General features: G+C 59.9%; 29 protein-coding genes and 1 pseudogene. 22 read left to right on the top strand and 8 right to left on the bottom strand.

Features of this window, described 5'->3' with window-relative positions; genetic code table 11:
- Positions 1-1004: 1004 nt before the first annotated feature.
- Positions 1005-2223, bottom strand: a pseudogene (locus SIAM614_RS25930) (tyrosine-type recombinase/integrase).
- Positions 2224-2424: 201 nt separating this feature from the next.
- Here SIAM614_RS25930 and SIAM614_RS25925 point away from each other — a divergent pair.
- Positions 2425-3576 carry an RHE_PE00001 family protein gene (locus tag SIAM614_RS25925; RefSeq protein ID WP_006939153.1) on the top strand — a complete coding sequence of 384 codons (1152 nt, stop codon included), beginning with the start codon at positions 2425-2427 and terminating at the stop codon, positions 3574-3576.
- Between the two features lie 66 nt (positions 3577-3642).
- Here the strand turns inward: SIAM614_RS25925 and SIAM614_RS25920 are convergent, their stop codons facing one another.
- The 7 genes from SIAM614_RS25920 to SIAM614_RS33130 form a co-directional block, all read right to left on the bottom strand.
- On the bottom strand, positions 3643-3885 hold the full coding sequence (locus SIAM614_RS25920; protein WP_006939152.1) for a WGR domain-containing protein: 243 nt from the start codon (positions 3883-3885) through the stop codon (positions 3643-3645).
- 190 nt (positions 3886-4075) lie between these two features.
- The gene (locus tag SIAM614_RS32230; RefSeq protein ID WP_157140091.1) at positions 4076-4276 is read right to left on the bottom strand and encodes a hypothetical protein; all 201 of its coding nucleotides are present in this window, start codon (positions 4274-4276) and stop codon (positions 4076-4078) included.
- A 34-nt stretch (positions 4277-4310) separates the two neighbouring features.
- Positions 4311-4889 carry an OmpA family protein gene (locus tag SIAM614_RS25915; RefSeq protein ID WP_006939151.1) on the bottom strand — a complete coding sequence of 193 codons (579 nt, stop codon included), beginning with the start codon at positions 4887-4889 and terminating at the stop codon, positions 4311-4313.
- 23 nt (positions 4890-4912) lie between these two features.
- Positions 4913-5380, bottom strand: coding sequence for a hypothetical protein (locus SIAM614_RS25910; RefSeq protein ID WP_229598016.1), 468 nt, complete (start codon positions 5378-5380; stop codon positions 4913-4915).
- A gap of 328 nt (positions 5381-5708) precedes the next feature.
- The gene (locus SIAM614_RS25905; protein WP_006939147.1) at positions 5709-5978 is read right to left on the bottom strand and encodes a hypothetical protein; all 270 of its coding nucleotides are present in this window, start codon (positions 5976-5978) and stop codon (positions 5709-5711) included.
- Positions 5979-6284: 306 nt separating this feature from the next.
- Entirely contained in the window at positions 6285-6551 is a 267-nt protein-coding gene (locus tag SIAM614_RS33135; RefSeq protein WP_006939144.1) for a DUF1214 domain-containing protein, read from the bottom strand.
- Between the two features lie 19 nt (positions 6552-6570).
- Positions 6571-7167 (bottom strand): DUF1254 domain-containing protein, encoded by a 597-nt coding sequence (locus SIAM614_RS33130; RefSeq protein WP_050789497.1) that lies wholly within the window; start codon positions 7165-7167, stop codon positions 6571-6573.
- 17 nt (positions 7168-7184) lie between these two features.
- Here SIAM614_RS33130 and SIAM614_RS25895 point away from each other — a divergent pair, with 17 nt between their 5' ends.
- The 21 genes from SIAM614_RS25895 to SIAM614_RS25795 form a co-directional block, all read left to right on the top strand.
- Complete coding sequence (locus tag SIAM614_RS25895) at positions 7185-7601, top strand: tetratricopeptide repeat protein (protein WP_006939140.1); 417 nt, start codon at positions 7185-7187, stop codon at positions 7599-7601.
- 318 nt (positions 7602-7919) lie between these two features.
- On the top strand, positions 7920-9014 hold the full coding sequence (locus SIAM614_RS25890; protein ID WP_006939139.1) for a hydrogenase small subunit: 1095 nt from the start codon (positions 7920-7922) through the stop codon (positions 9012-9014).
- Positions 9014-10813, top strand: a complete 1800-nt coding sequence (locus tag SIAM614_RS25885) for a nickel-dependent hydrogenase large subunit (RefSeq protein ID WP_006939138.1) — start codon at positions 9014-9016, stop codon at positions 10811-10813. The genes SIAM614_RS25890 and SIAM614_RS25885 overlap by 1 nt, the downstream gene beginning before the upstream one ends.
- A gap of 14 nt (positions 10814-10827) precedes the next feature.
- Positions 10828-11397: a HupE/UreJ family protein gene (locus SIAM614_RS25880; RefSeq protein ID WP_208984101.1), complete on the top strand. Its 570-nt coding sequence runs from the start codon at positions 10828-10830 to the stop codon at positions 11395-11397.
- 9 nt (positions 11398-11406) lie between these two features.
- A complete protein-coding gene (gene cybH, locus SIAM614_RS25875; protein ID WP_006939136.1) occupies positions 11407-12120 on the top strand; it encodes a Ni/Fe-hydrogenase, b-type cytochrome subunit in 714 nt (237 codons plus the stop codon).
- Between the two features lie 371 nt (positions 12121-12491).
- Entirely contained in the window at positions 12492-13178 is a 687-nt protein-coding gene (locus SIAM614_RS25870; protein ID WP_006939135.1) for a HyaD/HybD family hydrogenase maturation endopeptidase, read from the top strand.
- On the top strand, positions 13178-13498 hold the full coding sequence (locus SIAM614_RS25865; RefSeq protein ID WP_006939134.1) for a HypC/HybG/HupF family hydrogenase formation chaperone: 321 nt from the start codon (positions 13178-13180) through the stop codon (positions 13496-13498). The genes SIAM614_RS25870 and SIAM614_RS25865 overlap by 1 nt, the downstream gene beginning before the upstream one ends.
- An 8-nt stretch (positions 13499-13506) precedes the next feature.
- Positions 13507-13941, top strand: coding sequence for a thioredoxin domain-containing protein (locus SIAM614_RS25860; RefSeq protein WP_006939133.1), 435 nt, complete (start codon positions 13507-13509; stop codon positions 13939-13941).
- 29 nt (positions 13942-13970) lie between these two features.
- On the top strand, positions 13971-14804 hold the full coding sequence (locus SIAM614_RS25855; RefSeq protein ID WP_006939131.1) for a hydrogenase expression/formation protein: 834 nt from the start codon (positions 13971-13973) through the stop codon (positions 14802-14804).
- Complete coding sequence (locus tag SIAM614_RS25850; protein WP_006939129.1) at positions 14801-15025, top strand: rubredoxin; 225 nt, start codon at positions 14801-14803, stop codon at positions 15023-15025. The genes SIAM614_RS25855 and SIAM614_RS25850 overlap by 4 nt, the downstream gene beginning before the upstream one ends.
- A gap of 8 nt (positions 15026-15033) precedes the next feature.
- On the top strand, positions 15034-15624 hold the full coding sequence (hybE, locus tag SIAM614_RS25845; protein WP_006939127.1) for a [NiFe]-hydrogenase assembly chaperone HybE: 591 nt from the start codon (positions 15034-15036) through the stop codon (positions 15622-15624).
- Positions 15621-16682, top strand: a complete 1062-nt coding sequence (locus tag SIAM614_RS30885; RefSeq protein WP_006939124.1) for a nickel-dependent hydrogenase large subunit — start codon at positions 15621-15623, stop codon at positions 16680-16682. The genes hybE and SIAM614_RS30885 overlap by 4 nt, the downstream gene beginning before the upstream one ends.
- Positions 16682-17023, top strand: a complete 342-nt coding sequence (hypA, locus tag SIAM614_RS25835; protein ID WP_006939116.1) for a hydrogenase maturation nickel metallochaperone HypA — start codon at positions 16682-16684, stop codon at positions 17021-17023. Before SIAM614_RS30885 ends, hypA begins: the two co-directional genes overlap by 1 nt.
- Positions 17023-17913, top strand: a complete 891-nt coding sequence (gene hypB / locus SIAM614_RS25830) for a hydrogenase nickel incorporation protein HypB (protein ID WP_040441163.1) — start codon at positions 17023-17025, stop codon at positions 17911-17913. The genes hypA and hypB overlap by 1 nt, the downstream gene beginning before the upstream one ends.
- Before the next feature lie 11 nt (positions 17914-17924).
- A complete protein-coding gene (locus SIAM614_RS25825) occupies positions 17925-18179 on the top strand; it encodes a HypC/HybG/HupF family hydrogenase formation chaperone (protein WP_006939110.1) in 255 nt (84 codons plus the stop codon).
- Complete coding sequence (gene hypD / locus SIAM614_RS25820; protein ID WP_006939109.1) at positions 18176-19324, top strand: hydrogenase formation protein HypD; 1149 nt, start codon at positions 18176-18178, stop codon at positions 19322-19324. The genes SIAM614_RS25825 and hypD overlap by 4 nt, the downstream gene beginning before the upstream one ends.
- Complete coding sequence (gene hypE / locus SIAM614_RS25815) at positions 19321-20358, top strand: hydrogenase expression/formation protein HypE (RefSeq protein ID WP_006939107.1); 1038 nt, start codon at positions 19321-19323, stop codon at positions 20356-20358. Before hypD ends, hypE begins: the two co-directional genes overlap by 4 nt.
- Before the next feature lie 24 nt (positions 20359-20382).
- On the top strand, positions 20383-21864 hold the full coding sequence (locus SIAM614_RS25810; RefSeq protein WP_006939105.1) for a sigma-54-dependent transcriptional regulator: 1482 nt from the start codon (positions 20383-20385) through the stop codon (positions 21862-21864).
- Between the two features lie 12 nt (positions 21865-21876).
- Positions 21877-23247, top strand: a complete 1371-nt coding sequence (locus tag SIAM614_RS25805; protein ID WP_006939103.1) for a sensor histidine kinase — start codon at positions 21877-21879, stop codon at positions 23245-23247.
- Positions 23228-24253 (top strand): NADH-quinone oxidoreductase subunit B family protein, encoded by a 1026-nt coding sequence (locus tag SIAM614_RS25800; RefSeq protein WP_006939101.1) that lies wholly within the window; start codon positions 23228-23230, stop codon positions 24251-24253. Before SIAM614_RS25805 ends, SIAM614_RS25800 begins: the two co-directional genes overlap by 20 nt.
- Positions 24253-24605 (top strand): nickel-dependent hydrogenase large subunit (locus SIAM614_RS25795; protein WP_006939098.1); only part of this gene is annotated, 353 nt, incomplete at its 3' end. The genes SIAM614_RS25800 and SIAM614_RS25795, both read left to right, overlap by 1 nt.

Genomic DNA, 24605 nt, shown 5'->3' with positions numbered 1-24605 from the left:
AAACTAGCAACGCGGAAACGCGAATATAGCAATTGCTATAAATCGCGTATGGAGGGCGCTTAAGGAGGGCTGCGCGACACCAATGTGCAGACTGACCAGGCAATATAGCAATTGCTATAATTGAACTGATTCATCGCCACAAAATTCGAAACCCGGCTTTTTCAAAGGATCCGCAAGGCCAGAGACGTCACAAAATGCGGGGATTTTTACGGTTGGCAGCCCCATGAACGAAACCACAAACTTGGGACTTCAGCCTTATCCGCTACCTCTGACTTGCACTGAAACCCTTCAGCGAACGGCAGCACACCGCACCTGCCACAGTGAACGAAAACCACTTAACGAAGAAACTGGTTCCAGCTTTGAGCAGCGCCGCGTCCCAAAAGAGCAGTGCGCGGTGTCGGGGCAAGCTGGTTGAGTGGACGAAATCATACGGAGTTAATCGCCAATGGTGACCAAGCGGGAGGACGACAATATCGAAGAAGGGCAGGGGCAAGCAGGCTCTAGGCCGCTGAGGGGGGTGGCAAATCCGTTTGACGTCTGTCGGCTCCCCGATAACGTCAAGACTCCGCATTCAGGCCGCCCTAAAAGAGGAATAAGCGATTACGAGTTTTAGAATGCAAACGCCTTAAAGCCAGTCTTCTATCTGCAGGGCAACTGCTCAAACGATTGTGTGTTGCCTTTAGCAATTGCCCAGCACTATCCGCGTCGGGTAACCGCCCCTCTGACCCTGCAACCGGCGCAACTTTCACTGACGCATCGTCTCCTTGAGGTGCTGAACTGGGGAGGAGGATGCAGGATGCAGATGTTATTAACGGGGAATTGTTAGCTCTGGTGTGAACGCGGATACAAACATTTCCGGTGCAAGGCGAAAAACTTGCCTATCCTGGCGCTGCGATCGAAGCCTCGCACATCCAGCGCTGAGCCGACAGGTAGGTGGGTTGCAAATAACCGAGGAAACGTTGCCCGGTCCGTCGCGCACTAAACTCGTAGCGAGTTGCCTGGTCTCATCCCAGCAATCTGGCAGAGCGCCTTCTGCGGCGACCGGCACGTTGTAATAGCTGGAGGCCTCGGCGAGGGAGCGGTGGCGCGATTGCAGCATGACGTCCTGGATCGGAATGTCCCTGTTGGCGGCTTCCGTCAGAAAACCGGAACGCAAACCATGCGCGGAGGATTCACTCGGATCAAGACCCGCAAGTGTACACCGTTTCTTGAAGATGGCATTGATCGACTGCGGGGTGAGAGCGCGGTGCTTGAGGTTGCCCTATTGATCAATGGCGCGGAACACGCCGCCGTCGCGGATCTGAGCAGCCTCCAGCCACGCCTTCAGCGCATCGGCGCTTCGGCCGATCAGAAGCACCGAATTATCGTCTGACGGCTCTTTGGTCTTGGTACGTCCAAGCCTCAGACTGGCCGCAGTCACGAGTTCGCTTTCCGGGTCACCTAGATCAAGGGGCAGAGCATCCTCCCAGGCAATCTGATCGACCCGCAGACCCGCCAGCTCAGAACGCCGACGCCCCCGGATGCAAAGCCGACGAGCAGCAAAGCCTTGTCGCACAAGTCCATCAAGTCAGGCCCGGAATAGTCGCTGCCGTCGCAGGTGGCGAGCAAATGCTCCAGACACTCTGCCGTGGTTGCCTTGCGGCTTTTCCTCGTTGTTGGGCGGCCAGCGGCACGGACGGCCAGTCGTATGGCCGAACGCACGTCGGGTGCGGAAAGCGCGCCAGAAAGACCACGCCAGCGATGCAGGGTCGACAAGGACGTCAGTCGCCGCCGCACGGTCGAAGGTGCATGCGGAGACCGGAAACCCGCCGTATTTTTTGATCCGCGGAACAGTCCTTGCGCCGCAAGCTGCGTCGCTAGGTCTTCAGGCATGCCGTGAGACGGATCCGACAGCTTCTTGTCGGCATCCCACAGGTGATGCGCAATGAACTTCAAGACAAGCGGCACGGGCGCCGGCCAGGGCAAGGGGGTGCCGGTCGCTGCCAAGCACCAGCCTTCCAAATGGGAAAAGTCGGAGGTCACCGCTCTCAGGGAAGCCTCGCCCATGCCCTCGCTGGCAAGGTTGCGCAGTGTGTTGATGTCCTCATCAGTCAGAAGCCGGGCAAGTTGCTCCACGCTGTCTGGGCCGGCAAGCGCCGGCAGAATGGCCCCCAGTGTGTCGAGGCTCTCGATTTTCTGACTTACATCGTGAGCGGAGGGATCACTCTTTCCGCTAAGAAGCACGGGGAGGGGGGGGCTGGCATCGGCTCGCAGGCTCTTCCGGGGCAGGGTTAGATCCGAACATTTACCATGAGGTCGCTAAGAAGTATAACTATCGATAAACATGGGTTATCAATACAGAAAATGATGCTTTCGCGGGCATCCATGTAATGATAGTTTATTACTTGTATTTTATCATTAATGAAATATTATCGACCAATGTCAATGGGTTACGATCTCCGCAAGCTACTGAAATCACTGGACTGGTTCGTTTTGGCTGGAACGCTCGATTCCGCCAGCCGTGCACTGACGCGCTCGGACGAAAGGCTGCGGCGTACGCCGGCACTGGAAGACGGTGTGCGCAGACGGTCTCACCTGTTCGACACCTGCGCCTCGATCGCCCTGAACGGCGATCTCGTGCATCTGGAAGATCTGGTTCTGCACGACGCTGGCACAGACAGACGCGCACCCACCCATGAGCTGACCCGGGCAGCCAGACTGCTGTCCCTTCGGCGCCGGATCGACCGGCAACCACCAGAAACGATTTTGAGCCGCACTGGGGTGCTGACACTCATCGGCCAGCAAGCAGAACAGACTTCTCATGGTGATGCGATGGAAAGCGACCCGGAGCAGGGGAGGGGAGGGGGCCTCTCTGCCATGCATGAGCTTGAAGACACCGAAGCGGAAGAAGCTCTGCTTGCAGAGATCGACGCTGTCCTCGAGCGCTCCAGACATCTGGCGGACGGAACAATTCCACCGCGACGGATCACATCCCCCCAAGCCACAACGGCGCATCTGGCGAGCATCTCCGAGACACCTGACAGGGACGGACGTCTGGACACTTGGCTAGCCTCCCTGAACGAAGCTGAAGCACTGGATTTCCCCCCTGTTCTGACAGCGGCCCTTTTGCTGGATGCCTGGCACCTTCTGCAACCTCTGGACAACTGGCCGGAGCTCGGCCGCCTGCTACCGGCCGTCTTCCTCAAAGCGCACGTGACACCTTCACATCTGCCAATACTCTCCGCGGGGCTCCGAAAATCGCCGTTCCGCTGGCGCCGCAAAGACCCTGTCCAGACCCGCATTTCCGGCCTGCTGCTAGGATTCGAGAAGGCCGCCCAAGAAACCCTGGACCAGTTGGACCGTCTGTCCATCGCCCAGGAACAACTGGCACGCCATTGCCAGTCCTGTCGGAGCCACTCCAGACTGCCGGAGTTCGCGCAGATGTTCCTGTCCCATCCGCTGGTCACCATTCCCATGGCTCGCCAAACCCTCGGCGTCACCGCCGCCGCCGTCGACCGCATGATCCGCCAACTCGGCCCCGCGCTCCCGCGCGAGCTCACCGGTCGTGACCGCTACAGGGCCTGGGGTATTCTGTGACTTTTGATTGAGCGAACTGTCTGAGGCCGATCCCAGGGGACTGGGATCAGGCACAGCACCACAGCCTTACTCCGGACGATACCCGCGCCTGTGTTTTTGCGCGGCCAGCTTCTGCTGATGGGCCAGAGCCGAAGTAACATCTGCAAAGAGATCAAGCCGCGTTTGCCCCCAGGTTCCTAAACGTCCCCAGGCCCGGCGAACGGCAAATCCGCCGAACAGGGTGGGTTCGACCGACAGGTGGTAGAACCGGTTCATGTTCCGGCCGGGGTCTACACTCTTGAGGAATAAAGAGGTATCGGAAGGTTCCATCGCGCAAGTGTCGAAGATCCCCGGTCCGCGGTCCAATGAATGATTGGAATCGAACCGCGGGAAAGGATTCAGACCGATGATGAGTTGCTGGGAGGCGGATGAAGTCCGTCAGACGAAGGAGTGCACCCTCGTTAGACGTCAGGCTCTCTGGGTATATTGCGAGAAAACCGAAATTATACGTCGCCAGATTTCATGAGCACCCCAGGGTGACCGAGGTCCCTTCGGACCCGTCATCCATGCATTCTCCCGGTGGACCATCGGGAGTTTGGTCGCCAAAGCCGACGTCGACCCCAGGTTCGTTCAGTCCTGCTTCAGCCCCAGAGCCTGACTGACATCCTGCCAAGGCCAGCATCAACAGGCAGAAGCCGATATGGAAGCGAATAAGCTTCATGATAATCTCCAGAAGTGGAAACTGCGCCTTCAGCCTATTTGTACCCGAGATTGATCAGCTGAACCCTTCGATTGACCGCAGCATCCGGATTTGAAGGGTCGCGGAGCTGTTCCTCGCCGAGGCCGACGGCAAACAGGTATTCTGCGGGAACCTGAAAGGTTGTTACGAGCGCGTCGCGAACAGCTTCTGCGCGCTTGATGGAGAGCTCCAGATTGTACTCCCGGGTACCCTTGGCGTCGGTGTGCCCGACGATGAAGAAAGTCTGGCCCTGCAGATAAGGCGTGTGCAGAGCATCTGCGATCAGTCCCACAGTTTCGTAGGACGCAGGTGCGATGGTTGCGGAGTCGAAGTGAAACGTGATTTCCAGATTGAACTGCCGCAGGGAGGCCAGCTTTGCCGCGAGCGGTAACTGCTGCGGCGAATTCGCTCCGGGATATTTTTCGACGTTCTCGATCGCTGCCTTTTGCAGTTCGTCGGCGCTGATGTTTACCTCCTGCTGCGCGCCCTGCAGGGAGTTGATTATTTCGTTTCGGCTCAGTTTGGTCTGCGAAAGCGCCCCGGTGGCAGAGGCGATGACAGCGATGGCAACGCTGCTCAGAAAAAGCTTGTTCATTGGAATATCTCCTCGGCCGGATGTTATCTGTAGCCAGCCAGATCGATGGCCTCATTGCATTTCGCGCTAACGGAGGGCTGTGCCTTGAGAAGGCAACGGAGCATGTGACCCGCGCCCGGCTTCACACCCTTGCAGTATTGAGCCATGTCCCGATTGCAGATCTTGGCGACCTCGGACTGGGCGGCCAGTCTGGCCTCAATCAAACCGATCACGACCAACCGGTCCGCATTGCATTTTTGCGAGATCCTCGACTGGTTCTTTTCCAGACAGTTGGTAATGCCATTGTTGGCCAGCGACGCAGACTGACAATGTGCCTGGATATCGTTGCCGCAACTGGCCGCCAGGATCTTGATTGCATCCGCAAAACCGACGGTCTGCGCAGAAGCCAGCGATACAGACATCATCAAGACAACTGTAGTGGCGCAAACACGTAGATATTTCATGATAGTCATCCCCTCAATAATCGCGCCTTTTGCCGCGATCGTTTCCACGCTTCAGGTCGTGGTGGATACGTTCTGAATCTTCTGCCCCCGGTCACGACACCCGCGTTTTGCACTCTGTCGATTTTGACCCGACAGTCTGCCCAGACGCTGTCTGATCATCCAATCTTTGATGCGAGAAATCCGGTGCCGTTCTGCCGAAAGGTGTCTTCTTGCAGTCTGATGATGATCGGGCACTTGAAGATCAAGCCTCGGAGGCCGCTAAACACGAAGCCGCGCAAACTGCGCACCCTCGGCCAGCGCCCTCCCAAGACTGCCAATTTCCGGGCAGTCTTGGGTTTCAGACAAACGGAAGGTCGATCGGGCAGATCATCAGGTGTCAGTCGACGTTACCGATTTGCTTGGCCTGATTGATCAACTCCTGGCACTTAGCCTCGTCGCCCTTTTTCTTTTCCTCATTGGCGTTATCAAGAAGTACGCGCATCTGCTCTGCAGTTGTTTCTGCAATGTCGTTTTCCTTGGCTTTGAAAATGGCCGCTTCCACCTTGTCGATGTCCGACGAACAGTCTGCCAGAGCACTCATGGGTGCGGCCATCAAGACGCCGACGGCCAGAACTGCCTTTGACACGGAATTCAGATGCTTGGTCATATTTCCATCCTCCACTTGAACATAGGTTGTGCCCCTGGGGCTTTATTGCTCGGTGTCTGTCATTCCCGCGGTTCTGAAACGGCTCCGTCGAGTCGAACACTATCCTGATCTGGCTCACAAGAAAGTAACCGGAAGATAGTCCACCGACATCAATTCCGATTAAATTGGAGTTATACTCACCAGCAACCCAAATGACATCTTCATGAAATCGTAATCTCTAGCACTTTTCAATAAAAACCATGTGATTATCGAATGATATTTCTAACAGAAAGTATATATTAGAATAAAATGACCTTCGCAGCGATGTTACTTAAAGTAAATCGCTTGATACGTTTCCTGGTTCTCAGGACGCCGAGTTTGAGGCGGCTCCTTGGCCTGTTTGTCCTTGGCAGGCGGCTCGTTCTGAAAATAAAGCGTCAGCGACCCATCGGCATTTTTCGTCAGGTCATTGCGCGGGCTGACGGTAAATTTGTTCAGCACGTTCGGCGTGAACCACCATCCCTGGTCAATCTCATACATGGTGATCGACCAGAAACCCTTGACCGGAGGCTCTTCGCCCTTGGCAAACGTCACAGTGTACCGGTTAGTGCCGTTAAGGGGGCACCCGTGCTGTCCGTTGCTGTATTGGGATAGACCGCATCCTCCTGGCGGTTGGCAGGCCACCCGAAGGCAGCGACACCGCTCTTTTCAGATAATCGGTTCCGTAAGCACCCAGGCCCTTGGTAATGGTCCAGCCGTTGACGGTCGTCCCCATGACCTTCCGGTTCGCCTTGATCTTTGCGAGCGCGTCCTTCGGCACGCTCTCCAAAGCCGCTTGCACTGCGGGCTCAAGAGTGTCCGGAGCAAAATCCTTGCAAGGTTCGATGCCGATTTCTTTCATCCTTCCGAGGATCGCCACATCGTCCCTGGACGGAGGTGCGACCTTGCACATCAAGGTTGCCATCCTGTCGAAATAGCCTTCCATGCCCATGTCCAGGATGACTTTTTGCGGTTTGTCGGTCATCGAGAACGGTGCGGGTGTCTGCACCGGCGGCGCCTTGGGTATGTCGTCTGTTCCGCAGGCCGAAAGCGGTGTGATCTTGAGCTGCGCCTGAAGCGCGTTGTCCGCCTTGTAGTCCTCTGCGGTGCCCGTCGAGTAGATGCGGCCGAGCACGGCCATATAATCCGTCGCGAAGGAAATATGCTCCACGCCATCCGGGACGGTTCATGCTTGGCCAGATCGGTCAGCTCTTCGGCCTGTCCGGACAGAAGGAGCGCGGTCGAGAGCTTCTTGAAAAACCGCTGGTGTTCAACCCAGGAAAAACGGGTTCCTACCAAGGCAGCCTGGCAATCATCTGCTACATGCAGAAAGACTATTCTTGCGCCACCAATGCCATCGAACACTCCGACGCGACCCAGGTAAACACCTATTTCGGTATAGCTGCCGTCATCTATGCTCAAACCGGTGACATCGGGAAAGCCAACGCCGCACTTGAAAAATTCCGGCAGGCAGCCCCCTCGTTCATTCCGAATATGTGGCAGGAATTGTCGGCTCGAAACATCCCCCTCGAAGACCAGCTTCACATCGCCGATGGTTTGCGCAAGCTCGATGTGGCAATTCCGCAGTTGCCGGAAGTGCAATGAATATTTGCCTGAAAACAGCAGCGTATGAGCAGCCCTACGGACGAGATTCAGCCTGAGCCAGAAGAACAAGACCTTGCAAGGCTGGATCGAACTGCCGCGGCTGCATAACCGAGACCTGGAGCTGGAAGGGGAGTTTCCACTTCGGCTGGAAAGCTGGCAGTTAACTTTCGCTTTTGCCGCGCCCTTCCGGTTGCAAATTTAACATAAGCCTCTGAATCTTATAGGCTAACAGTGTCTGGCACAGCGGTTGCTTTGCTCCTTCCTGACGCGTGTGAAAACAAACAGCGCGATTAGGGTCCAAGAGGAGGAGACGCCCATATGACAGAAACCTTTTATGACGTGATGCGCCGACAGGGCATCACCCGCCGAAGTTTTCTGAAGTTCTGCTCGTTAACGGCAGCGGCTCTTGGTCTTGGACCCAGCTTTGCTCCGAAGATCGCCGAGGCGATGGAGACAAAGCCGCGGATTCCAGTGCTGTGGCTGCACGGGCTGGAGTGCACCTGCTGCTCGGAAAGCTTCATCCGCTCGGCTCACCCGCTCGCCAAGGACGTCATCCTGTCGATGATTTCTCTGGACTATGACGACACGATCATGGCGGCGGCCGGGCATCAGGCCGAAGCGATCATCGAGGAAACAATCGCCAAATACGATGGCAACTACATTCTCGCGTGCGAGGGCAATCCGCCGCTCAACCAGGAGGGCATGAGCTGCATCATCGCCGGCAAGCCCTATCTGGAACAACTGAAGAAGGCCGCCGAGCACTGCAAGGCGATCATCTCCTGGGGCTCTTGCGCGTCCTGGGGCTGTGTCCAGGCGGCGCGGCCGAACCCGACCCAGGCGACCCCGATCCACAAGGTGCCGGGTCTTGCTCCGAAGCCGATCATCAAGGTGCCCGGCTGCCCGCCGATCGCCGAGGTGATGACCGCCGTGATCACCTATATCCTGACCTTCGAGCGCTTCCCGGAACTTGACCGCCAGGGCCGCCCGAAGATGTTTTATTCCCAGCGGATCCACGACAAGTGCTATCGCCGGCCGCACTTCGATGCCGGCCAGTTCGTCGAATCCTTCGACGATGAGGGCGCGCGCAAGGGGTATTGCCTCTACAAGGTGGGCTGCAAGGGCCCGACCACCTACAACGCCTGCTCCACCGTGCGGTGGAACGGCGGCCTGTCCTTCCCGATCCAGTCCGGTCATCCCTGCTTCGGCTGTTCCGAAGACGGCTTCTGGGACAAGGGCTCCTTCTACGACCGCCTGACCGATATCCATGGCTTCGGCATCGAGGCCAACGCCGACAAGATCGGCGGCACCGCGGCGGTTGTCGTGGGTGGAGCGGCGGCGGTCCATGCAGCAGCAAGCGCGGTCAAACGCGCGCGGCATAAGGGAGGCGACAGCCACAAGGGGGGAGATAACTGATGGCGACGATCCAGACACCCAACGGCTTCAATCTCGACACCTCCGGCCAGCGAGTGGTCGTCGATCCGGTGACCCGTATCGAAGGCCATATGCGCTGCGAGGTGAACATCGATGCGGACAACATGATCCGCAACGCCGTTTCGACAGGCACCATGTGGCGCGGGCTTGAGGTGATCCTGAAAGGCCGCGACCCGCGCGACGCCTGGGCTTTCACGCAGCGCATCTGCGGTGTGTGCACCGGCACGCACGCGCTCACTTCCGTGCGCGCGGTGGAAGATGCCCTCGGCATCGATATTCCCGAAAATGCCAACTCGATCCGCAACATCATGCAGCTCTCGCTGCAGATCCACGATCACCTTGTGCATTTCTATCATCTGCACGCGCTTGACTGGGTCAACCCGGTCAACGCCCTGAAGGCGGATCCGAAGGCGACCTCGGAGCTGCAGCAGAAGGTCTCGCCGCATCACCCGAATTCCTCGCCAGGCTATTTCCGGGATATCCAGAACCGCCTGAAGAAGTTCGTGGAAAGCGGCCAGCTCGGCCCGTTCAAGAATGGCTACTGGACCAACCCGGCCTATCTGCTGCCGCCGGAAGCGGATCTGATGGCGGTGACCCACTATCTGGAGGCGCTCGATTTCCAGAAGGAGATCATGACCACGCGCACGATCTTCGGCGGCAAGGACATCCATCCGAACTGGCTTGTCGGCGGCGTGCCCTGCGCGATCAACCTGGATGGCGAGCTGGCGGCGGGCGCACCGCTCAACATGGAGCGGCTGAACTACGTCAAGAGCATCATCGACCGCTCGCTCGAATTCGTCCGCAACGTCTATCTGCCCGATATCTTCGCCATCGGCTCGTTCTACAAGAGCTGGCTCTACGGCGGTGGATTGTCGGGCCAGAGCGTGCTGGCCTATGGCGACATCCCGGACAAGGCGAACGATTATTCTGCCGCCAACCTCTTGATGCCGCGCGGCGCGATCATCAACGGTAACTTGAAGGAAGTGCATGAGGTCGACCTCCGGGATCCCGAGCAGATCCAGGAATTCGTGCCGCACTCCTGGTACAGTTATCCGGATGAGAAGAAGGGGCTGCATCCGTGGGACGGCATCACCGAGCCGAATTACGCGCTCGGACCGAATGCCAAGGGAACCAGCACCAACATCATCGAGCTTGATGAAAGCGCGAAATACTCCTGGATCAAGGCGCCGCGCTGGCGCGGCCATGCGATGGAAGTCGGGCCGCTCGCCCGCTATGTGGTTGGCTACGCCCAGGGGCATGAATATTTCACCGAGCAGATCAATCGCACGCTGACCACCCTCAACGTCCCCGTCGACGCACTGTTCTCGACGCTCGGCCGCACGGCGGCGCGCGCGCTGGAGGCCGAATGGGCGGCGGAAATGCAGGTCTATTTCTTCGACAAACTGATGGCCAACCTGAAGGCTGGCGACAGCGCGACGGCAAACACGGAGAAGTTCGACCCCTCGACCTGGCCGGCAGAGGTCAAGGGCGTGGGCTTCACCGAAGCGCCCCGTGGCGCGCTCGGCCACTGGATCCGTATCAAGGACGGCAAGATCGACAACTACCAATGCGTCGTGCCGACCACCTGGAACGGATCGCCGCGAGACAACGAAGGCAACATCGGCGCTTTCGAGGCGTCATTGATGAACACCAAGGTTGAAGTCGCCGAAGAACCGGTCGAGATCCTGCGCACGCTGCACAGCTTCGACCCATGCCTTGCCTGCTCGACCCATGTGATGGGGCCGGACGGCGAAGAGCTTGCCGATATCAAGGTGTGCTGAGGGAGGAGATCATCATGAAATCTGTTTTCGGAAAGATGTTTGGCGCATTCGTGCTGACCGCTGTGGCAACACCGGCACTGGCACACACGGGAGGTGCTGCCGGCGGATTGTCATCCGGCCTGTTCCACCCGATCCTGGGAACCGACCATCTGCTTGCGATGGCCGCCGTCGGGGTCTGGTCGGCCGCGCAACCCGCGAAACAGGCCTGGCGCGGCCCGGTTCTGTTTATCGGGGTGCTTGCGGTCGGTGCGTTGATCGGTGTGAGCGGCTTGCCGTTGCCGATGGTCGAGCCGGGCATTCTCGCCTCTGTCGTCATTCTTGGCCTCATGATCGCCACCGCGCGCGTCTTGCCTGCGGGTGCCGGTCTTGCTGCAATCTCGGTCTTCGCCCTGTTTCATGGTCACGCGCATGGCACGGAAGCCGTCGGAGCCCTGGCGGGGTATATGGCCGGCTTCATGATCGCAAGTGCCGCCTTGCATGCGGCCGGTTTTGGCCTTGGCCGTCTTGCCGGCGAGTTGAAGCACGGGCATGCAGGCGTCGGACTGGCGATTTCCGGAGCCGGTCTCTTGCTGGCCGGCGGATAGGAGGGAGCAATGAGTATCGAGACCACTCCCTCTCACAAGGAAGAGGCCGTCTATGTCTATGAGGCGCCGGTGCGTCTGTGGCATTGGATCAATGCCCTGGCGATCCTCGTTCTCGGCATCACCGGTTATCTGATCGGATCGCCGCCTCCGGCGATCCATGGCGAGGCTTCCGCCCATTTCCTGTTCGGCTGGATCCGCTTCCTGCATTTTGGCGCGGGCTACATTCTCGCCGTCGGAATTCTGCTGCGGATCTACTGGGCCTTTGTCGGCAACAAGCATTCCCGGCAGATCTTCCTGCCGCCGGTCTGGCGGGGGAGTTTCTGGTCGGAGCTTGTGCATGAGGTCAAATGGTACGCCATGATCGCGCGGGAACCGAAAAAATATGCCGGCCATAACCCGCTCGCAACCCTGGCGATGCACGTGATGTTCGTCTGGGTGATCATATTCATGATCTTCACCGGTTTCGCGCTCTATGGCGAGGGTGCCGGCATGGGATCGTGGCAGTACACTTTGTTTTCGAGCTGGATCATTCCCCTGTTCGGCCAGAGCCAGGACGTCCACACGTGGCATCACCTGGGACTGTGGGCGATCGTGTGCTTCGTGATCATTCATGTCTACGCCGCTGTCCGGGAAGACATCATGTCCCGGCAGTCGATCATTTCATCCATGTTTTCCGGCTGGCGGACATTCCGTGACGACAAGCCGATGGATGACCCTCATTAGCTTGGTCAATTCTGCACATCCAAGCTTACTCGGGCGGAGCTGGAATGGCTCCGCCCTTTTTTATCGCCAACTGGATTCTCCGCTTCCAGGCCACAGGACCAGTTGGACGATCTCTTTAAAGCAGCCTCGCAGAACTGGTTAGTAAGTTTCCAGTTTTAAGCCAAAATGGATATTTTCTAACCATGCACTTGTGGAGGCACGGACAAGGAGCGAGAGAAAACAAGGAGATAATCAGCTCCAAGGTCTGGCATGGCTCTTGCGATAACCACCTTACCCCGTATTCCGGCAAGGCTCGACAAGACGCTGACGGCGGCGGGGGTTGCGCTTCAGGGATTTCATCTTTGGCGCAAGAGGGAGGAAAAGCTGTGACAATGGACGCGCCAGCCGTACTCGTGCTCGGCATTGGTAACCTGTTATGGGCGGATGAAGGCTTCGGCGTTCGCGCCGTGGAAGAGTTTCACCGCCGCTTCGAGGTGCCTGAAAATGTGCGGGTGATGGATGGGGGTACCCAAGGGGTGTATCTCGTCCAGTATATCCGCGAAGCCGACATACTCATTGTTTTCGACGCTGTCGATTATGGCCTGCCGCCCGGCACGCTGAAGCGGGTGGAAGGTGAGGAAGTCCCCAAATTCCTCGGTGCCAAGAAAATCTCGCTGCATCAGACCGGTTTTCAGGAAGTGCTCGCCATGGCGGAAATGCTCGGCGACTATCCCGACCATCTGCTGCTGATCGGCGTGCAGCCCGTGGAGCTGGACGACTACGGCGGCAGCCTGCGGCCGGAAGTCAAGGCGCAGATCGACCCCGCGATCGATACGGCACTTGCATTCCTCAAGGATCACGGCGTCTCGGTTACGCCGCGCGGCGATGCTCTCGGTGAAGACAACACCATCGCTTCGCTTGAGATGACGCTCGGCCGGTATGAAGCCGGAAGGCCGGCGGAGGACGAAGCCTTCCGCCACGGTGACAACCGCGTGCTGGCCAGCGAAGGCTGGCGGGGGCCGGAAGACTTCGACGCTGAAATGACCCGTTTGGTCCACACAGCGGCAGAGCAAAGCTGATGTGTCTCGGCATTCCCATGCAGGTTCTGTCTGTGTCCGGACTGACGGCGCGATGCCGTGATCGTGGCACAGAAACGGACGTCGATCTGAGCCTTGTCGGCCCCGTCGCACCCGGAACCTGGCTGATGGTTTTTCTGGGCGCGGCCCGCGAGGTTCTCAGCGAGGAAACGGCGAAACAGACAGCCGACGCGCTGGAGGCGCTCAGCATGGCCATGCGCGGCGAGACGGATTTCGACCATCTCTTCGCCGATCTGACTGGCCGGGAACCGAGCCTGCCGGATTTTCTGAAACCCACGGAGAGCAGTACCTCCAAACCTTGAGGCAGCACATGTTTTCACCTCTTCTGCAATCGATCATCGACCGGGAAGGCTACGAAGTCGTCAGTCATGAGACGCTGGCCTCAACCGCGCAGGCACATGAGTTTGCCATGGTGTTCTTCCCCGGGGACGCGGAGCGGCTGGCGGAAAGCAACGATGTCGCCGTCGTGCTGCCGGAACTCGGCAAGGCGTTGATGGGCAGGGTCGCGACACTCGTCGTCGAGCGGGACAGCGAACGCGAGCTGCAGCGGCGTTATCTCTTCAATGCGTTTCCGGCAATCGTCTTTCTGCGCCGGGGCGACTATCTCGGCGTTTTGCAGGGCATTCTCGATTGGGCCGATTACCTTGAGCAGATCCCCGATATCCTGGGGCGTGAGCCAAGCGATCCGCCACCTTTCAAGTTCCCCGACGGCTGCGGCGTTGCGCCCGAGAGCCTTCGGCACTGACTAATTCATTCTTAGGAGGGGACGGCAATATGAGCAATCCAATCGGACCAGTGGTCGGGCCTGGTAGCCAGCCTCTGGATGAGGACGGCGGCGTTCTCGATTATATGAGCATGCCGTCGGGCATGATGATCTTTGCAGCCCCGAACCTGCCGGAGGCGGAGGAAGCAGAGGATCTGGACGCCGGGAAGGCCGCGCTTGAGGCGCTTCTGCGACTGCTCGAAGACAGTGAGCGGACAGGCACCAATGGGCGCGTGGATCTGAACGGCCTGGACGAAGCCAACCTTGCCCTGGTCAATCAGGTGCTCGGGGAAGGGGAGGTCTCGGTAATCGGCGGCGCGGCGCTACAAGCCCAGGAAGCCGTGCTGGCGGGTGTCTGGAGGGTTCGGGAGACGGCCGCGGACGGTCGCACGACCGCCGACTATGTCGAGGTCGCCGCGTTTCCGCGGACTGTTCTGGCCAGGGCTTTCGCGGGCGCGCAGGCGCAGGTCCCGATACCGGAGCGTTTCGGCCCCAATGTCTTCAACGCACCGCCCTTGCTGCCGGAAATCAACGAGCACATCGCCAAGTCGCGGCCGCATGTGATCAATCTGTCGCTGCTGCCGCACACGGAGGAGGACCTTGGGCTCTTGAACGATCTTCTCGGCAGGGGAGAAACCACGATCCTGTCGCGCGGCTACGGCAATTGCCGCATCATGGCGACCGCGACACGGGATACCTGGTGGGTTCAGTTTTACAATTCCCAGGATACGATGATCCTGAACACCATCGAGATCTGCCCCATACCGGCTGTCGCCTGCGCCGCGCCGGAGGACATCGCCGATTCAGCCGAACGCCTGAACGAAATCCTTGAGGTCTACCGATGAGTGAGGGGTTCTTCGCCGGTTCCTACGGCGGCGACGCCAGCAAGATCGGTCCCGCGACAAGGCTGGAATGCAAGATCTGCTGGCATGTCTATGATCCCGCCGAGGGAGACGACTACTGGCAAATTCCGGCAGGGACGCCGTTCGCGGCGCTGCCGGACCACTGGACCTGCCCGGAATGCGACGCCAGCAAAGCGGGCTTCATGGTGATCGGAGACGCATAGGTCCGACCATGAGCAACGCCACCGCCATCACCGACCGTCTGGAGACCTGCTTCCGGCAGGTGCATGCAGAACGCATGAGCGGAATACCGATCCTCAACGAGAAGCTCGGTGTGCGTGCGGTCGGCATTGTGCCCTGGAACGGTTTCTGGTTCGGCGCTCTGATCACGCCCTGGTTCATGAACCTCGTGCTGATAGCTCAGGAACCGGATCAGAACATCATCCGCTCCGGCGAAAAGCGCCTGTTTGTCTTTCCCGCCGGGCGGTTTGAATTCATCCGGGGGCACGAGGACCATCTCGGAGCGTTCTGGATGTGCTCCCTGTTCTCACCGGTGTTTGAGTTCGAGGACATGGAGACAGCGGAGGCCACGGCCATAGCGGCGCTCGCCGGTCTGATGGAAGGCGCTCAGGAAGACGAGGACCGCGACATGCAGCGGATCTGGCAGGGAGAGCTGCCGGAACCCGGTGACCGGTCGGGGGAGGACAGGGCTGCCGAACCTGGGGAGGCTGCAAAGGCTGAAGAGGACGGCAGGGCACCGGTTGCGGCCGAGCTGAACCGGCGGAGCGTGTTGACCGGCCAGTTCAGGGAAACACCGCAATGACGGCGGAAGGCAGGGTCATGATCGATCTGCCGGCAACGCCCGGCGCTCCGGTGGGCATGACCTATCTGCCGCCGTCGGATGTGACACGTCTGATGATCGGGAAAACACCGGAAGAGGTTTTGAAAATCATCCCCCTAGTCCACGGTGTTTGCGCAACGGCACAAACCCACGCCTCGGTGCTGGCTCTGGAAGGCGCACTCGGCATTAAGCCACCGAAGCAGACCCTATCGGCACGACAAACATTGACGATGATGGAGTGCCTGCGGGAACATGTCTTGCGTGCGATCATTGACTGGCCGAAACTGATGGGCCAGAGGGGAGGAGTAATGGCGGCGCGGCAGGCAATTGCCTTTCCACCGCGCTTTCAAGCAGGCTTTACCGGTGCCGAGGGTGCCTTCGGCCTCAATGCCGAGGTCGCTGCAAATCTTCCCCACCTCGCAGGTCTTCTTGATGACGCGACGGCATTTCTTGAAACCGCCGTTTTTGGAGAAGCGGCAGATGTTTGGCTTTCGCGGCGCGGGCACGATCAGCTACGGCAGTGGGCTGCTGCGGCGGACACGACGGCGGCATGGTTTGTCGGCTGGCTGTTCGACACCGGCCGTTTCGGCATTGCCGCTTTCCCGGCCTTCGGAGCTGGCGACACCGCTGTTGACGCGACGTCCTATGTCCGCCGAGCCAGCGACCCACTGCTTGCCAGTTTGGGCGCTCCGGCAATTGGCGCTCGTTTTGTCGCGCGTCTGGTGGAGCTTGCCCGCTTGCCGGGTGAAATCCGTGGCGTTCTTATCGGTGAAACTTCGGCTCCGGCGCCCCTTGCGAGCGGCCGGGGAGAGGTCGAGGCGGCGCGCGGCCCCTTGCTTCATTGGGCAAGGGTCGAGGAGGGCCGTGTGCGTGAGTACCGGATCGTGCCGCCCACAGCGTGTAACTTCGCCCGCCAGGGTATCGCCAGCCGGTGTCTGGAGGAAATTGCGGCCATGGACCGGGAGGAGCAGCAGCTTTGCGCTCATCTGGTGGTCAACGCGGTCGACCCCTGTGTCGCTTATGAAGTGAGGGCCGCCTGATGCATGAAATGTCGATTTGCGAAAGCATTCTCGGCCTGCTTCAGGAGCAGGCACAGGCGCAGAACTTCTCGAGGGTCGACCGGATCTGCCTTGAAATAGGCCCGCTTTCCGGGGTGGAGGTCGAGGCGCTCAAATTCGGATTTGACGTGGTCATGCGCGGCACGCTCGCCGAAGGGGCCCGTCTGGATATCATCGAGCCGGAAGGCAAGGCCTGGTGCATGCCCTGCGGACAAACCGTAACCATCGAACAGCGTTTTGACGCTTGCCCGGAATGTGGCTCACACCAGTTGCAAGTTACGGGTGGTGACGAACTTCGGGTCAAGGAACTGGAGGTGAACTGATGTGTACTGTCTGCGGCTGCGGCGAAGGTGAGGTTCGCATTCACGGTGGTGATCACCATCACCACGATACCGGCCATGGCCATGAACACCACCATGGGCACCACCATGAACACGGGCATGGGCATCATCACCATGATCATGACAGCGGCGCGCACCACTATGGCGAAGGCCCGGCCGGCGCTTCGGTTCCCGGCATGAGCCAGACCCGCCTGATCCAGCTCGAACAGGATATCCTGTCGAAGAACAATACCTATGCGGCCGGAAACCGGCAGCTCTTTGCCGAACGGGGCATTCTGGCGCTCAATCTGGTTTCCAGCCCCGGTTCGGGCAAGACAACGCTTCTGGTGAAGACCATCGAGATGCTGGCTGACCGGTTCAGGCCCTGCGTGATCGAGGGCGATCAACAGACCTCAGCCGACGCGGACCGGATCCGCGCCACCGGGGCACCGGCGGTCCAGGTCAACACCGGCAAGGGCTGCCATCTGGACGGCCACATGGTCGGTCACGCTCTGGAGCAATTGCCACTTTCGGACGGAGGCATCGTGTTCATCGAAAATGTCGGCAATCTCGTTTGCCCGGCGGCTTTCGACCTCGGCGAAGCCCATAAGGTGGCGATCCTGTCGGTGACCGAGGGCGAAGACAAGCCTCTGAAATACCCGGATATGTTCGCGGCAAGCGATCTGGTTCTCCTGAACAAGACCGATCTGCTGCCGCATCTCGATTTCGACATGGACGTGGCAATTGCCAACGCGCGCAAGGTCAATCCTCAGGTTAAGGTGCTGCGGGTGTCGGCTCGCAGCGGCGAGGGGATGGGCGCCTGGTGCGCCTGGATCGAGGCGGCAAGAGCAATGCAACTGGCCGGGCACCCGGCCGGCGAGGCGGCGCAGTAAGGGAGGGGAAAATGTGTCTGGCAATCCCGGCAAGGGTCGTTGAGCTGGAAGACGGCGATATTGCCGTCGTCGCGCTGGAGGGGGTGAAGAAACGCATTTCCACGGTGCTCCTGGAGGACGTCGCAATTGGGGATTATGTCCTTATCCACGTCGGTTACGCGCTTCATAAGGTAAGCCCGGAGGAAGCTGCCCGCACGCTTCAACTGATGGCGGAGGCTGGTGTTCTTGAGGAGGAACTGGCCGAGATTGGGGAGAGCGCGGCATGAAATACGTCGATGAATTCCGGGACCGCGATCTGGCGGCCACACTCGCCAAGGCCATTCGCAAGGAGGCCGATCCCGCGCGGCATTACTACCTGATGGAATTTTGCGGTGGCCACACGCACGCGATATTCCGTTACGGCGTTCAGGATCTGATGCCGGACAATGTCACCTTCGTGCATGGACCGGGGTGTCCGGTCTGCGTCCTGCCGGTGCGCCGGCTCGATGACGCAGTGGAACTGGCCGAGCGCCACAACGTCATCTTGTGCACTTATGGCGACATGATGCGGGTGCCCGGCACCAAACAGCGATCCCTGATCCGGGCCAAGGCGGATGGCGCTGATGTGCGCATGATCTATTCGACCGCCGACGCCCTGAAGATCGCCCGTGACAACCCGGACCGGGAGGTGGTGTTTTTCGCCATCGGCTTCGAGACCACGACGCCGCCGACAGCGGTGGCGATCCGCCAGGCCGAAGCGGAAGGCCTGAGCAACTTCTCGGTGTTCTGCAATCACGTGCTGACCCCGGCTGCCATCGGCCATGTTCTGGGGTCGCCGGATCCGAGAGACCTCGAAAAGGTCCGCATCGACGGCTTTCTTGGGCCTTCTCATGTCAGCGCGGTCATCGGCTCCAAGCCGTATGAGGCCGGAGCGGAACTATACCGCAAACCGGTGGTGATCGCCGGGTTCGAACCACTGGATGTCATGCAGTCGGTGCTGATGCTGATCCGCCAGATCAATGAAGGCCGGTATGAAGTTGAAAACCAGTACACCCGCGTTGTAACCCGCGAGGGCAACAGGAAGGCACAGGATCTTGTCGCCAGCGTTCTTGAACTGCGGCGGGAATTCGAGTGGCGCGGGCTGGGCTCCGTTCCGGACAGCGGTTTGAAGATCCGCGAGCGTTATGCGGCCTTCGATGCCGAAAAGAAGTTTGAGGTCAGCGCAAAAGTGTCGCGCGAGGTAAAGTCCTGTGAATGCCCTGCGATCCTGCGCGGGGCGAAGAAGCCGACCGACTGCAAATTGTTCGGCACGGTCTGCACGCCAGAATCGCCGATGGGATCGTGTATGGTGTCTTCTGAAGGAGCTTGCGCCGCCTATTGGAGCTACGGCCGGTTCCGCACACCGGCGAAAGCGGAGGAGGCGGTCGCATGAACAAAATGGATGAGACTGTCTCGTTCCGAACCGGGTCCGTCGACATGACACACGGCGGTGGTGGCCGGGCCATGGCCGAGCTGATCCGCGATCTGTTTCATCGGCATCTTTCCAACCCGATCCTGGATCAGGGGCATGACGCCGCGCTATTCGGTGTGCCGGCCGGACGGCTGGTGCTTTCGACCGATGGCCACGTGATCTCGCCGTTGTTCTTTCCGGGCGGCGACATCGGCTCGCTGGCGGTTCATGGTACGATGAACGATGTCGCCATGGCCGGGGCGCGGCCGCTCTATCTGACCGCCGGGTTCATTCTTGAAGAAGGCTTTCCGCTCGCCGACCTGGAGCGCATAGTCATGTCGATGGCACGGGCGGCGGATGAGGCGGGCGTGCCCATTGTTACCGGCGACACCAAGGTGGTGGAAAAGGGCAAGGGCGACGGTGTCTTTATCACCACGACCGGGCTTGGTGTTGTTCCTGATGGGGTCCACATCGCCGCTGAAAAGGCCCGCCCGGGTCAGGCGATACTGCTGTCCGGCTCCATTGGCGATCATGGGGTTGCCATCCTCTCCAGCCGGGAAAATCTGGAGTTCGAAACGGTCATCCGCTCCGACAGCGCCGCGCTTCACACGCTGGTGGCCGACATGATCCACGAAGTGCCGGGCATTTCGGTGCTGCGCGACCCGACCAGGGGTGGGCTGGCAGCCACCTTGAACGAGATTGCCCGTGCTGCCGGCACAGGCATGCTGCTCGACGAAGCCGCCATACCGGTGAAGCCGGATGTTGCCGCCGCCTGCGAGTTGCTTGGTCTGGATCCACTTTATGTCGCCAACGAAGGCAAGCTGATCTGCCTGTGCGAAGCGGCGGATGCAGAGCGCCTGCTCGCCGTGATGCGGCGTCACCCCCATGGCGCCGATGCGGCCTTGATCGGCGAAGTGGTGGAAGACGACAATGCTCTGGTCCGGATGCGCACAGGCTTCGGCGGGCAGCGGGTGGTCGATTGGCTGGCGGGCGAGCAATTGCCCCGGATATGTTAGGGGTTGGACAATGGGGGCTCAATCATGACCGACCTGCCCACAATCCTGGTGATCGACGACGAAATTCGTTCTCTGGAATCGCTGCAGCGGATCCTGTGCGACGACTTCGACGTCAAGACTGCCGCGACCATTAAGGAAGCCAACGCCATCCTTGAACAGGAATGGGTTCAGCTCGTCCTGTGCGATCAGCGCATGCCCGACCAAACCGGCGTGGAATTCCTGAAAGCCATGCGCACGCGCTGGCCGGACATCATTCGCATGATCGTCTCGGGCTACACGGATGCCCATGACATCATCGACGGGATCAACGAAGCCGGCATCTTTCAATATATCACCAAGCCCTGGCACCCGGAGAACCTCATCCTGACGCTGAAGAACGCATGTCGTCTTTACGAGCTTCAGCGACAGAACGAATTGCTCGCCATCGAGCTGAAAATGTCGCCCTCGGGCGCGGGCAAGGTGGTGGCCGAGCGCCGCGAGGCGCTGCGCAAGGACTACGACTTCGACGACGGCATCATCCGGGGCAAGGACAGTTTGATGAACGAGGTCTGCGCGACCTTGCGTCAGGTCGCGCCTTACGATGTGCCGGTGCTTCTGTCCGGCGCATCGGGCACAGGCAAGGAACTGGCAGCCCGCGCGCTGCACTACGGCTCCCTGCGGTGGAACAAGCCTTTCGTAGTGGAGAACTGCGGAGCGTTGCCCGACCAGTTGCTCGAAAGCGAACTCTTCGGACATAAACGCGGCGCTTTCACCGGCGCGGTCGAGGACCACGTCGGATTGTTCGAACGGGCAAGCGGCGGCAGCGTCTTTCTGGATGAGATCGGCGAAGTATCACCGGCGTTTCAGGTGAAGCTGCTCCGCGTTCTCCAGGAAGGGGAAATCCGTCCGGTCGGCAGTGCCAAGACACGCAAGGTCGATGTCCGGGTGATCGCCGCCACCAACCGGGACCTGGAGGATGAGGTCAAGGCCGGCCGGTTCCGGGCCGACCTCTACTACCGTCTTGCCGGAATGGTGATCCGTTTGCCGGACCTCAAGGACCGACGCGGAGACATACCGGTTCTGGCCAAGGCACTTCTGTCCCGGGCAATGGCCCATCTTGGCAAGGAAGTGGAAGGCTTTTCACAAGAGACATTGGACTGCATGCAGAGCTACCACTGGCCCGGGAATGTCCGGGAACTGCAAAATGAGATCCAGCAGATGCTCGTGATGGGCAAGGAAGGCAGCCTCTTGGGAGCCGATCTTCTCTCTCGCCACATCCTGCGGGCCGACCGCACCGAAGACGAGGACGGCGCTGATTTGTTTGACGGGCTGGAAGGCACTCTCAAGGATCAGATCGGCCAGCTCGAATGCAGGATCATCCGCGAGACCCTGATCCGCAACCGCTGGAACAAATCGAAGGCGGCCCGTGAACTGGGCTTGTCGCGGGTGGGGCTTCGCAGCAAGCTGGAGCGCTACGAACTGGAAAAAGTCAAACCGCTGCCGTCCATGCGCCGGGCTGCGGGTTAACCGGGAGCGCTCATGACACCCCGTCTGCCAGGAAGCCATGATGCTCGTGACCTCATCGTGCCGCAGTTGAGCGGCGCGATCGAAGGAACTGGCGATAACGTCTGGATCGAGGTGATCCAGAAGATGGATGAGGTTTATACCGACCTTGTCGATTCCCAGACGGCGCTGGAGGAACAGAACGCCCGGCTGGAGGAAGCACAGGACTTCATTGGCTCTGTCCTTGGCGCCATGACGGACGTCCTTGTCGCCTGCGATACGGACGGCCGCATCCAGCAGGTGAACCCGGCCCTGGAGGCGATTGTCGGCAAACGCGAACGGACCTTGATCGGTCGGCCCATCGCGGAGCTGTTTCAGGAAAAATCGCAAGCGGTTGTCACCGGGTTTCTGCAAACCCTTCGTTCAGGCGAAGGCATCGAACAGCGAGATGTCTCTCTGGCGGCATCGGACAGCCAGAACGCCCTGATATCGACCATTTGCACCGCGCGCCGGGACCATCGCGGCCGCTTGGTCGGCATGGTGCTGGTGGGTCGGCCCGTCGGTGAATTGAAGCGCGCCTACCGGGATCTCGACGCCGCCCAGGCAAAATTGACCAGAACCCAGCAGCAGCTTTTCGTTTCGGAAAAAATGGCGGCACTCGGCCGGCTGGTTGCGGGTGTCGCCCATGAGCTCAACAATCCGATCAGCTTCGTTTTCGGGAATATGTACGCGTTGAAACGCTATGGCTCCGCGATTACGCGTTATCTGACGGCCAGTGACGAGAACAAGTCGCCGGAGGAAATGAAGGAGCTGCGCAAGGATCTCAAGATCGACCAGGTTCTGAGGGACATCGGCCCGCTGGTCGACGGCACCCTGGAAGGGGCGGAGCGGGTGCGCGATATCGTGCAGGAACTGCGGCGCTTCTCTTCCAATCAGCAGGAGCAGCCCGAGGAATTCAACGCTGTCCGGCTGATCCACACGGCCGCGGACTGGGTGATCAAGGCACAGCGGGTGAAGCCTGAAGTGCTGCTGGATCTTCCGGACACGCTGGAGATGACCGGCCGCAAGGGGCAGCTGCATCAGATCCTGGTCAATCTGGTGCAGAACGCTGCGGATGTGCTCGACGGACGCCCGGACGGTCAGATTCTTCTGTCCGGCGCGCGGCAGGGAGAGGACATCGTTATCAAGGTCGCCGACAATGGAACCGGCATATCCGACGCCCACCGGGACAAGATCTTCGAACCTTTTTTCACCACCAAGCCGATCGGCACGGGCACCGGCCTCGGGCTTTACATCAGCTACAACATGGCCGCCAAGCAGGGCGGCAGCCTGTCGGTTGAAAACCGGCCCGCGGGCGGAGCTGAGTTCATTTTAAGGATACCGGCGGATGTCCGTACAGAGAGCTGACAGGGCCGCCCCGGTCCGCCTGTTCTGGATACAGTCGGGAGGCTGTGGCGGCTGTTCGCTGTCGCTGCTTGGCGCAGAGGCGCCCGATCTGGTCACCGTTCTGGAAGCCGCGAATATCGAGGTCCTCTGGCACCCCTCGCTCAGCGTTTCGAGTGGTGCCAGTGTCATCGGTTTGATGGAGCGCATCCGCGACGGCGAGGAACCGCTGGATATCCTGTGCCTGGAAGGATCCATTATGCGCGGGCCGAACGGCTCGGGCCGGTTTCACATCATGGCGGGAACCGGCAAGCCGGTGATGGAATGGGTCGAGGCACTGGCGAAAAAGGCACGCTATGTCATCGCGGTAGGAAGCTGCGCCGCCTACGGCGGTATCACCGCTGCCGGCAGCAACGAAGTCGAGGCCTGCGGACTGGCCTATGACGGACGGAAGCCGGGTGGACTGCTCGGAGCGGATTTCCGCTCCGGCGCCGGCTTGCCGGTCATCAACGTTGCCGGATGCCCGATCCATCCGGGCTGGCTGACCGAAACCCTGCACCAGATTTCCGCCGGCCGGTTTTCGCAAAAAGACATGGACGAGTGGGAACGGCCGCTCTCCTATACAATGCATCTGGTTCATCACGGCTGCGCGCGCAACGAATTCTACGAGTTCAAGGCCAGCGCCGAACGCCTGTGCGATCTCGGCTGCATGATGGAAAACCTTGGCTGCAAGGGAACCCAGGCCCGGGCCGATTGCAACATGCGAAGCTGGAACGGCGCGGGTTCTTGTCTGGACGGCAACTATCCCTGCATCAACTGCACAGCGCCCGGCTTCGAGGAGCCGGGGCACGGCTTCACCGAAACCCCGAAGATCTCGGGGATTCCGGTTGGCCTGCCAACCGACATGCCCAAGGCCTGGTTCGTGGCGCTGGCTTCGCTCTCCAAGGCGGCGACGCCGAAACGGCTGAAGGAAAACGCGGTGGCCGATCACTTCCGGCGGCCTCCCGTCGACAGGCAGAAGAAGAGCTGATGACCCGGCTGATTGTTGGTCCGTTCAACCGCGTGGAAGGGGATCTGGAAGTCAAACTGGACATCCAGGACGGCCGCGTGCACCAGGCTCAAGTGGTCTCTCCACTCTACAGGGGTTTTGAGCGAATTCTGGCGGGCAAGCCGCCGCTGGATGCGCTGGTCTACGCACCGCGCATTTGCGGCATCTGCTCTGTGTCGCAGTCGGTTGCCGCCGCGAAATCCCTGGCTGCGGCCATGGGCCTTTCCATGCCCGCAAATGGCGAACTGGCGGTCAATCTCATTCACGCGGCAGAGAATGTCGCTGACCACCTGACCCATTTCTACCTGTTCTTCATGCCCGATTTCGTCCGGGA

It is taken from the genome of Roseibium aggregatum IAM 12614 (assembly GCF_000168975.1).
Taxonomy (GTDB): Bacteria; Pseudomonadota; Alphaproteobacteria; order Rhizobiales; family Stappiaceae; genus Roseibium; species Roseibium aggregatum.
The sequence above is the reverse complement of the archived record's forward strand: the minus strand, read 5'-3'. Positions and strand labels throughout refer to the sequence as shown.

Bases quoted from the DNA above. Each gene is read 5' to 3' on its own strand.
- SIAM614_RS25860 (WP_006939133.1), top strand. From the start codon at position 13,507: ATGTTTTCACCTCTTCTGCAATCGATCATCGACCGGGAAGGCTACGAA.
- cybH (WP_006939136.1), top strand. From the start codon at position 11,407: ATGAGTATCGAGACCACTCCCTCTCACAAGGAAGAGGCCGTCTATGTC.
- SIAM614_RS25850 (WP_006939129.1), top strand. From the start codon at position 14,801: ATGAGTGAGGGGTTCTTCGCCGGTTCCTACGGCGGCGACGCCAGCAAG.
- SIAM614_RS25810 (WP_006939105.1), top strand. From the start codon at position 20,383: ATGACCGACCTGCCCACAATCCTGGTGATCGACGACGAAATTCGTTCT.
- SIAM614_RS25895 (WP_006939140.1), top strand. From the start codon at position 7,185: ATGCTTGGCCAGATCGGTCAGCTCTTCGGCCTGTCCGGACAGAAGGAG.
- SIAM614_RS25870 (WP_006939135.1), top strand. From the start codon at position 12,492: ATGGACGCGCCAGCCGTACTCGTGCTCGGCATTGGTAACCTGTTATGG.
- SIAM614_RS25885 (WP_006939138.1), top strand. From the start codon at position 9,014: ATGGCGACGATCCAGACACCCAACGGCTTCAATCTCGACACCTCCGGC.
- hypB (WP_040441163.1), top strand. From the start codon at position 17,023: ATGTGTACTGTCTGCGGCTGCGGCGAAGGTGAGGTTCGCATTCACGGT.
- SIAM614_RS25805 (WP_006939103.1), top strand. From the start codon at position 21,877: ATGACACCCCGTCTGCCAGGAAGCCATGATGCTCGTGACCTCATCGTG.
- SIAM614_RS25915 (WP_006939151.1), bottom strand. From the start codon at position 4,889: ATGAACAAGCTTTTTCTGAGCAGCGTTGCCATCGCTGTCATCGCCTCT.
- hypA (WP_006939116.1), top strand. From the start codon at position 16,682: ATGCATGAAATGTCGATTTGCGAAAGCATTCTCGGCCTGCTTCAGGAG.
- SIAM614_RS25880 (WP_208984101.1), top strand. From the start codon at position 10,828: ATGAAATCTGTTTTCGGAAAGATGTTTGGCGCATTCGTGCTGACCGCT.
- hypE (WP_006939107.1), top strand. From the start codon at position 19,321: ATGAACAAAATGGATGAGACTGTCTCGTTCCGAACCGGGTCCGTCGAC.
- SIAM614_RS25855 (WP_006939131.1), top strand. From the start codon at position 13,971: ATGAGCAATCCAATCGGACCAGTGGTCGGGCCTGGTAGCCAGCCTCTG.
- SIAM614_RS25905 (WP_006939147.1), bottom strand. From the start codon at position 5,978: ATGACCAAGCATCTGAATTCCGTGTCAAAGGCAGTTCTGGCCGTCGGC.
- hybE (WP_006939127.1), top strand. From the start codon at position 15,034: ATGAGCAACGCCACCGCCATCACCGACCGTCTGGAGACCTGCTTCCGG.
- SIAM614_RS32230 (WP_157140091.1), bottom strand. From the start codon at position 4,276: ATGAAGCTTATTCGCTTCCATATCGGCTTCTGCCTGTTGATGCTGGCC.
- hypD (WP_006939109.1), top strand. From the start codon at position 18,176: ATGAAATACGTCGATGAATTCCGGGACCGCGATCTGGCGGCCACACTC.
- SIAM614_RS25865 (WP_006939134.1), top strand. From the start codon at position 13,178: ATGTGTCTCGGCATTCCCATGCAGGTTCTGTCTGTGTCCGGACTGACG.
- SIAM614_RS25800 (WP_006939101.1), top strand. From the start codon at position 23,228: ATGTCCGTACAGAGAGCTGACAGGGCCGCCCCGGTCCGCCTGTTCTGG.
- SIAM614_RS25925 (WP_006939153.1), top strand. From the start codon at position 2,425: ATGGGTTACGATCTCCGCAAGCTACTGAAATCACTGGACTGGTTCGTT.
- SIAM614_RS25920 (WP_006939152.1), bottom strand. From the start codon at position 3,885: ATGGAACCTTCCGATACCTCTTTATTCCTCAAGAGTGTAGACCCCGGC.
- SIAM614_RS25825 (WP_006939110.1), top strand. From the start codon at position 17,925: ATGTGTCTGGCAATCCCGGCAAGGGTCGTTGAGCTGGAAGACGGCGAT.
- SIAM614_RS25890 (WP_006939139.1), top strand. From the start codon at position 7,920: ATGACAGAAACCTTTTATGACGTGATGCGCCGACAGGGCATCACCCGC.
- SIAM614_RS30885 (WP_006939124.1), top strand. From the start codon at position 15,621: ATGACGGCGGAAGGCAGGGTCATGATCGATCTGCCGGCAACGCCCGGC.